Origin of the sequence: Streptomyces sp. NRRL B-3229, from assembly GCF_000719505.1 — a bacterium.
Lineage (GTDB): Bacteria > Actinomycetota > Actinomycetes > Streptomycetales > Streptomycetaceae > Streptomyces > Streptomyces griseorubiginosus.
Genome location: NZ_JOGP01000059.1, coordinates 1 through 7,142, shown reverse-complemented (window position 1 = coordinate 7,142; position 7,142 = coordinate 1). Strand labels below are relative to the sequence as shown.

Here is a 7,142-nt window from a genome sequence, read left to right as displayed (position 1 = left end):
ATTACACGCCGATCGCCCGGCAGCGTGGTCGGCAGTCCTGGATCGAGCACCGGGAGCTGATCGCCGCCATCACCGACCGCGACGAACAGCGCGCCACCGAGCTGATGCGGGAGCACACCGAGCACACCCGGACGTCGTACCACGCACGTCAGCGGGCGTGACCGGCCGCCGACGTGCTGAGTCGAGTCACCGACCCGGCCCCTTCGCTGCCGGCCGGACGCGCACCCTCAGCCGAAGGCCGCAGCGTGCACCCGCGCCCACTGGTCGAAGGTGCGAGGAGCACGTCCCGTCACCCGCTCCACCGTCGGCAGCACCTCCGACTCGTCCAGGGTGCCGTCGACGAAGAAGGCGAAGAAGGCGTCCACATACGGCTTCGGCATGGACGCCTCCAGCTCGGCACGTGTCTCCTCGTGCGTCAGCCCCACGGCACGCAGGTCCCGGCCCAGTGCCTCGCCCAGGATCCGGACGCGGTCGGCGGGCAACAGCGCCTGCGGACCGGTGAGTTCGAGTGCCCGGTCTGCCCAGTCGTCCGAGCGCAGCGCGTACAGAGCGACCTGGGCGATGTCGTACGGATCGATGTCGGCGGTGCGGGCGTCGGGGAACGGCACCCGGACCGTGTCGCCCTTGTCGATCTGGTCCACCAGCCGGAGCGCGTTGGACATGAAGCTCGTGCACTGCAACGACGTCCAGCGCAGCCCCGACGCCCGCACCGCGTCCTCCGCGTCGATCAGATAGCCGGCGACCGCGTTGCCCCGGTCGCCGGTGCCCGCGGACCGACCCGACAGCAGGACCACCCGCTCCACACCCGCGTCCCGCGCGTCCGCGAGGATCTGCCGCTGCCCGCCGTATCCCGGCATGAGGAACAGTCCCCGTACGCCGTCGAGCGCAGGCCGCACCGACTCGGGCCGGTCGAGATCTCCCGCCACGGCCGTCACGCCCGCCGGCAACCCCTCGCTCCGCCCGGCCCGGCTGAGCGCCCGCACCCGCTCGCCGGACTCGGTCAGCGCGCGCACGAGTTCGGCGCCCACGTTCCCCGTCGCGCCCGTCACCAGAAACATGGTCTCCCCCTCCGCCGGGCCCGTCACGCCGAGGCGGGCGGCCGTCGGACCCATCCTGCGCGGGCGGGTGCCGGGAGCGCCAGAGTGCGCCGCTCCGCGCCGGAATGCGGCGAGTCTTTGTCCTGTGAGTGGAGAAAGTCGGTATCAATCTCTGCACAGCTTCTTCCCAGGTGGGGCAGCCACTGCTACGTTCCCCTCGAAAGCACGCCAACGGGTGGCCGGATGAGGCGGGGAGGGGCTCGTGAGACGCATGACGGCACGACCTGCGAACGCCCATCAGGCCAAGCTGCTCAAGCTGCTGCGCGACGGAGGCCCCAACTCCCGTGCGCAGCTGGGCGACGAGGTCGACCTGTCACGGTCCAAGCTGGCCGTGGAGGTGGACCGGCTGCTGGAGACGGGCCTGATCGTGGCCGACGGACTCGCCGCCTCCCGTGGCGGACGCCGGTCCCACAACATCCGGCTCGCCCCTGCCCTGCGTTTCCTCGGCGTCGACATCGGCGCGACCTCGGTCGACGTCGCCGTCACCAACGCCGAACTGGAGATCCTGGGACACCTCAACCAGCCCATGGACGTCCGCGAGGGCGGGCTGGCGGAGGGTTTCGACGGGGCCGGTATCGGTGTTCCGGGGCCGGTGCGCTTTCCGGAGGGTGTTCCGGTGGCTCCGCCGATCATGCCGGGCTGGGACGGTTTTCCCGTGCGGGAGGCGCTCAGTCAGGAGCTCGGCTGTCCGGTCATGGTCGACAACGACGTGAACCGCGTCAAGATCGGTACCGGTATCGGCTGCGGCATCGTCGCCGGCGGTGCGGTCCACCGCGGGGTGACGGGCAGCGCGGGCGACATCGGCCACATCCAGGCCGTGCCCGACGGCCGTCCGTGCGCCTGCGGCAACCGGGGCTGCCTGGAAGCCCACTTCAGCGGGGCGGCCCTGGCGCGTGACGCCGTGGAGGCGGTCGAGCAGGGGCGGTCGGAGGAACTCGCCGCCCGCCTCGCCGCGAACGGCACCCTGACGGCAGCCGACGTCGCCGTGGCCGCCGCCGCCGGAGACGCCGCCGCGCTCGACCTGATCCGCGAGGGCGGCGACCGGACCGGCCAGGTCATCGCCGGACTGGTCTCCTTCTTCAACCCGGGCCTGGTGGTGATCGGCGGCGGGGTGACCGGCCTCGGCCACACCCTGCTCGCCGCGATCCGCACCCAGGTCTACCGTCAGTCGCTGCCGCTGGCGACCGGCAACCTGCCCATTGTGCTGGGGGAGTTGGGACCCACCGCCGGAGTCATCGGCGCGGCCCGGCTCATCAGCGACCACCTGTTCTCACCCGCGTAGGTCTGCTCCGCACCGCGTAAGTCTGTTCCGTACCTGCACAGGTCCGTCTTTCACCCGCGCGAGTCCGTTCCGCACCCGTACAGCCCTGGCCCTCACCGGCACAGGTCCGTTCCTGCTACGGCACACCAGTACAGCGCCCTGCCTCGCCCTGCCCTGCCTCGCCCTGCCCTGAAACCGGCCCGCACGCCCGCCAAGGGGACCTCATGGCACCAGAACCACCGCTGCTCAGCATGTCCGGCATCACCAAGTCCTTCCCGGGAGTCCGGGCCCTCGACGGCGTCGACCTGGACGTCCAGGCCGGTGAAGTGCACTGCCTGCTCGGCCAGAACGGGGCGGGGAAATCCACCCTCATCAAGGTGCTCGCCGGCGCCCACCAGCCCGACACCGGCACCATCCGCTGGCGCGGGGACGAGGTCACCCTCCGTTCGCCGATCGCCGCCATGCGCCTCGGCATCGCGACCATCTACCAGGAACTCGACCTGGTGGAGCACCTGTCCGTGGCCGAGAACGTCCACCTGGGACATGAACCCACCTCCGCCGGGTTCGTGGTGCGGGGCAAGCAGGCGAGGACGTCAACAGGCCTGCTGCTGAAGCGTCTCGGCCATCCGGAGATCGATCCGGCGCGCCTGGTGGGGGAGTTGTCGGCGGCGCAGCAGCAGATCGTGTCCATGGCGCGGGCCCTGTCCCACGACGTGCGGCTGATCGTGATGGACGAACCGTCCGCCGCACTCGACCCGGACGAGGTGGACAACCTCTTCCGGATCGTCGGCGACCTCACCGCCGAGGGGGTGGCCGTCGTCTACATCTCCCACCGCCTGGAGGAGATCCGGCGCATCGGCGACCGGGTCACCGTCCTGAAGGACGGTCGGGCCGTGGCGGTCGGGCTGCCCGCGAAGTCCACGCCCACGCGTGAGGTCGTCTCGCTGATGACGGGGCGCAACGTCGAGTACGTCTTTCCGGAGCGGCCGGTCGCGGCGCCGGACGGCCCGGCGGTCCTGGAGATCCAAGGGCTCGCCCGCGACGGCGAGTTCGCGGCCCTGGATCTCTCCGTGCACCCCGGGGAGATCGTCGGGCTCGCCGGGCTCGTCGGCTCGGGACGCTCCGAGATCCTGGAGACGATCTACGGCGCCCGGAAGCCCACGGCCGGTCAAGTCGTCGTGAACGGGAAGGCGTTGAAGCCGGGCAGTGTGCGGGCCGCGGTCCGGGCCGGGATCGGGCTCGCCCCCGAGGAGCGCAAGGCGCAGGCCCTGCTGATGCTGGAGTCGGTCACCCGCAACGTCTCCGTCTCCTCCATGTCCCGCTTCTCGCGCGGCGGTTGGATCGACCGTGGCGCCGAACTCGGAGCGGCCCGGGCGGCCACCCGCGAACTGTCGCTGCGGCCCGACAACCCCGCCGTGCCGGTCCGCACCCTGTCCGGCGGCAACCAGCAGAAAGCCGTCCTGGCCCGCTGGCTGCTGCGCGGCTGCCGGGTCCTGCTCCTCGACGAACCCACCCGGGGCGTCGACGTCGGCGCCCGCGCCGAGCTGTACGCGGTCGTCCGGCGGCTCGCCGACGAAGGGCTCGCCGTGCTGCTGGTCTCCAGCGAGGTCCCCGAAGTGCTCGGCCTCGCCGACCGTGTCCTGGTGCTCCGCGAGGGCCGTGTCGTACACACCGCGCCCGCCCGTGAGCTCGACGAACACCGTGTACTCGACCTCGTCATGGAAGGAAGCCCGTCATGACGCAGCCCGTGTCCCCGCCCAGGGGGAGCGCCGACAAGGCGCCCTCGGTGAGTGAACCGTCCGCGTGGCGAGGGGTGTTCGCGCGTGCCGACGTCCGCACCCTTTCCCTCCTCGGCGTGCTCGCCGTCCTGATCCTCATCGGCGGCATCACCAAGCCCGACGAGTTCCTCGACACCCGCAACCTCCAACTCGTCCTCACCCAGGCCTCGGTCATCGGCGTCGTCACCGTCGGCATGACCTTCGTCATCACCTCCGGCGGCATAGACCTGTCCGTCGGCGCGATCGTCGCCCTCGCCTCGGTGTGGGCCACCACCGTCGCCACCCAGGAGTACGGTTTCACGGGCATCCTCTTCACCGCGGTGCTCGTCGGAGTCGGCTGCGGCCTCGTCAACGGGCTGCTCGTCGCGTACGGCGGGATGGTCCCCTTCATCGCCACCCTCGCCATGCTCGCCTCGGCACGCGGACTCGCCCTCCAGATCACCGACGGCCGCACGCAGATCGTCACCGTGTCCTCCGTCCTCGACCTCGGCGAACGCGACGCCTACGTCCTCGGCGTCCCGCCGCTGGTCATGGTCTTCGCGGTCGTGACGATCATCGGCTGGCTGGTGCTGAACCGCACCACCTTCGGCCGGCGCACCGTCGCGGTAGGCGGCAACGCCGAGGCGGCCCGCCTCGCCGGCATCGACGTCCGCCGTCAGCGCCTCTACCTCTACCTGCTGTCCGGGCTGTGCTGCGGCATCGCGGCCTTCCTGCTGATCATCCTGTCCGGCTCCGGTCAGAACACCAACGGCAACCTCTACGAGCTGGACGCCATCGCCGCCGCGATCATCGGCGGAACCCTGCTCAGCGGGGGCCGCGGCACCATCACCGGGTCCGTGCTCGGTGTCCTGATCTTCACCACGATCACCAACATCTTCGCCCTGAACAACTTGCAGAGCGACGTCCAGCAGATCGCCAAGGGAGCGATCATCGTCGCCGCCGTGCTGGTCCAGCGCCGTACCGCAAGCACGACCTGAGGAAAGGGTTCACCGCCATGCAGCAACGTAATGGTCGACTTCCCACCCGCAGAGGGCTGCTCTTCGGGACCGCCGCCGTCGGGGCCGGCGCCCTCCTCGCAGGTTGCACCAGCAACGACTCCGGCGACGACGAGCCGGCCGCGAACGACCAGCCGGCCGCCGACGACAAGCCCGGCAAGGCCGTCACCATCGGCTTCGCGGGACCCCAGGCCGACCACGGCGTCAACCTGGACCGCATCTTCAACACTCCCCAGGCGTACCGGTGTTGGATCGGCGGCGACAACTACGGCATGGGCCTCAACGCCGGCCACTACATCGGCCAGAAGCTCAAGGGCAAGTCCAGCGCCAAGGTCATCGAACTGGCCGGCCTGGACAACCTGGAACTCACCAAACAGCGCACCCAGGGCTTCGACGACGCTCTGAAGAACTACCCCAACGTCCGCAAGGTGGCCCGCCAGGCCGCCGAGTTCACCGTGGAGTCCGGGCAGGCGAAGATGGCCCAGTTGCTCCAGGCCCAGTCCAGCTTCGACGCGCTGTGGAACCACGACGACGACCAGGGCGTGGGTGCGCTGCGCGCCATCGACCAGGCCGGGCGCGACGACTTCCTCATGGTCGGCGGCGCGGGCGCCTTGTCCGCGTTCCAGGCCATCAAGCAGGACAACGGTGTCCTCAAGGCCACCGTCCTCTATCCGCCGACCATGGCCGCCTCCGCGATCGATCTCGCCCGCGCCCTCGGCCAGGCCAAGGGGGTGAGCGGCCTCGCCGAGTTCGAGATCCCGGCCTCCCTCACCCTCTACTCGGCCGTGGTCGACAAGACCAACGTCGACCAGTACATGTCCACCGGCTTCAAGTGAGGCGTACCGAAACAGGGTCGGTCCCGGCGACCGGACCGGCGGCGGACAGCGGTGCACCGCGGCCGAGCCGGTCCACAGGACGGGTCCAAGGAGCCCGTTTCGTCGGCGAGTCCACAGGACGGGCCCCAGAAGCCCGGTTCGCCGGCGAGCCCACGGGACGGCCCCGAGGAGCCCGGTTCGTCGACGGACCGGGCTGCACCCCCCACCACGCCACGACGACGAGGAGGACATCGCGCATGGCACAGCCGCAGCAGTCAGAAGAGGCCGAAGCGCCGCCTCTGCGGGTCGGCATGGTCGGCTACGCCTTCATGGGTGCCGCCCACTCCCAGGGCTGGCGGACCGCGGGGCGCGTCTTCGACCTGCCCCTGCGCCCGGTGCTCGCCGCGATCTGCGGCCGGGACGCGGACGCCGTGCGCCGGGCCGCAGACCGGCACGGCTGGGCGGCGGCCGAGACCGACTGGCGGGCCCTGGTCGAGCGGGACGACGTCGACCTCGTCGACATCTGCACCCCGGGCGACAGCCACGCGGAGATCGCGATCGCGGCGCTGGAGGCGGGCAAGCACGTGCTCTGCGAGAAACCCCTCGCCAACACCGTGGAAGAGGCGCAGGCCATGACTCGGGCGGCCGAAGCGGCCCAGGAGCGAGGCCAGTTGGCGATGGTCGGCTTCAACTACCGCCGGGTGCCCGCCACCGCGCTGGCCCGCCGCATGGTGGCCGAGGGACGACTCGGCACGCTCCGGCACCTCCGGGTGACCTACCTTCAGGACTGGCTCGTCGACCCGGAGTTCCCCCTGACCTGGCGGCTGCGCAGGGAGAAGGCCGGCTCCGGCTCACTCGGCGACCTCGGCGCCCACATCATCGACCTCGCCCAGTACCTGGCAGGCGAACCGCTCGCCGGAGTGTCCGCGTTGACGGAGACCTTCGTACGGGAACGCCCGCTGGCCGGTGCCGCCAAGGGCCTCGCCGCCGAAGCCGGCACCGGTACCGGCCAGGTCACCGTCGACGACGCCGCCCTGTTCACCGGCCGCTTCGCCTCCGGCGCCCTCGCCTCTTTCGAGGCCACCCGCTACGCCACAGGGCGCAAGAACTCCCTGCGCATCGAACTCAACGGCGAGCGCGGCTCGTTGGCCTTCGATCTGGAGCGGCTCAACGAGCTCTCCTTCCACGACGGCACC

The 7,142-nt window shown here is 71.0% G+C and carries 7 protein-coding genes; 6 read left to right on the top strand and 1 reads right to left on the bottom strand.

Annotation, left to right across the window (positions count from 1 at the left end):
- The coding region (locus tag IF54_RS0138540) for an FCD domain-containing protein (RefSeq protein WP_030327331.1) at positions 1–161 on the top strand (161 nt) is incomplete at its 5' end.
- A 66-nt stretch (positions 162–227) separates the two neighbouring features.
- Here IF54_RS0138540 and IF54_RS0138535 read toward each other — a convergent pair.
- Positions 228–1,058 carry an NAD(P)H-binding protein gene (locus IF54_RS0138535; RefSeq protein WP_030327330.1) on the bottom strand — a complete coding sequence of 277 codons (831 nt, stop codon included), beginning with the start codon at positions 1,056–1,058 and terminating at the stop codon, positions 228–230.
- Positions 1,059–1,308: 250 nt separating this feature from the next.
- Between IF54_RS0138535 and IF54_RS0138530 the strand changes: the two genes are divergently transcribed.
- The 5 genes from IF54_RS0138530 to IF54_RS0138510 form a co-directional block, all read left to right on the top strand.
- Positions 1,309–2,379: an ROK family transcriptional regulator gene (locus IF54_RS0138530; RefSeq protein WP_030327329.1), complete on the top strand. Its 1,071-nt coding sequence runs from the start codon at positions 1,309–1,311 to the stop codon at positions 2,377–2,379.
- A 203-nt stretch (positions 2,380–2,582) separates the two neighbouring features.
- Positions 2,583–4,097: a sugar ABC transporter ATP-binding protein gene (locus IF54_RS0138525; protein WP_030327328.1), complete on the top strand. Its 1,515-nt coding sequence runs from the start codon at positions 2,583–2,585 to the stop codon at positions 4,095–4,097.
- Positions 4,094–5,113, top strand: coding sequence for an ABC transporter permease (locus IF54_RS0138520; protein WP_030327327.1), 1,020 nt, complete (start codon positions 4,094–4,096; stop codon positions 5,111–5,113). The genes IF54_RS0138525 and IF54_RS0138520 overlap by 4 nt, the downstream gene beginning before the upstream one ends.
- Before the next feature lie 17 nt (positions 5,114–5,130).
- Complete coding sequence (locus tag IF54_RS0138515) at positions 5,131–5,967, top strand: substrate-binding domain-containing protein (protein ID WP_030327326.1); 837 nt, start codon at positions 5,131–5,133, stop codon at positions 5,965–5,967.
- A gap of 236 nt (positions 5,968–6,203) precedes the next feature.
- Positions 6,204–7,142 (top strand): Gfo/Idh/MocA family protein (locus IF54_RS0138510; RefSeq protein ID WP_037821186.1); only part of this gene is annotated, 939 nt, incomplete at its 3' end.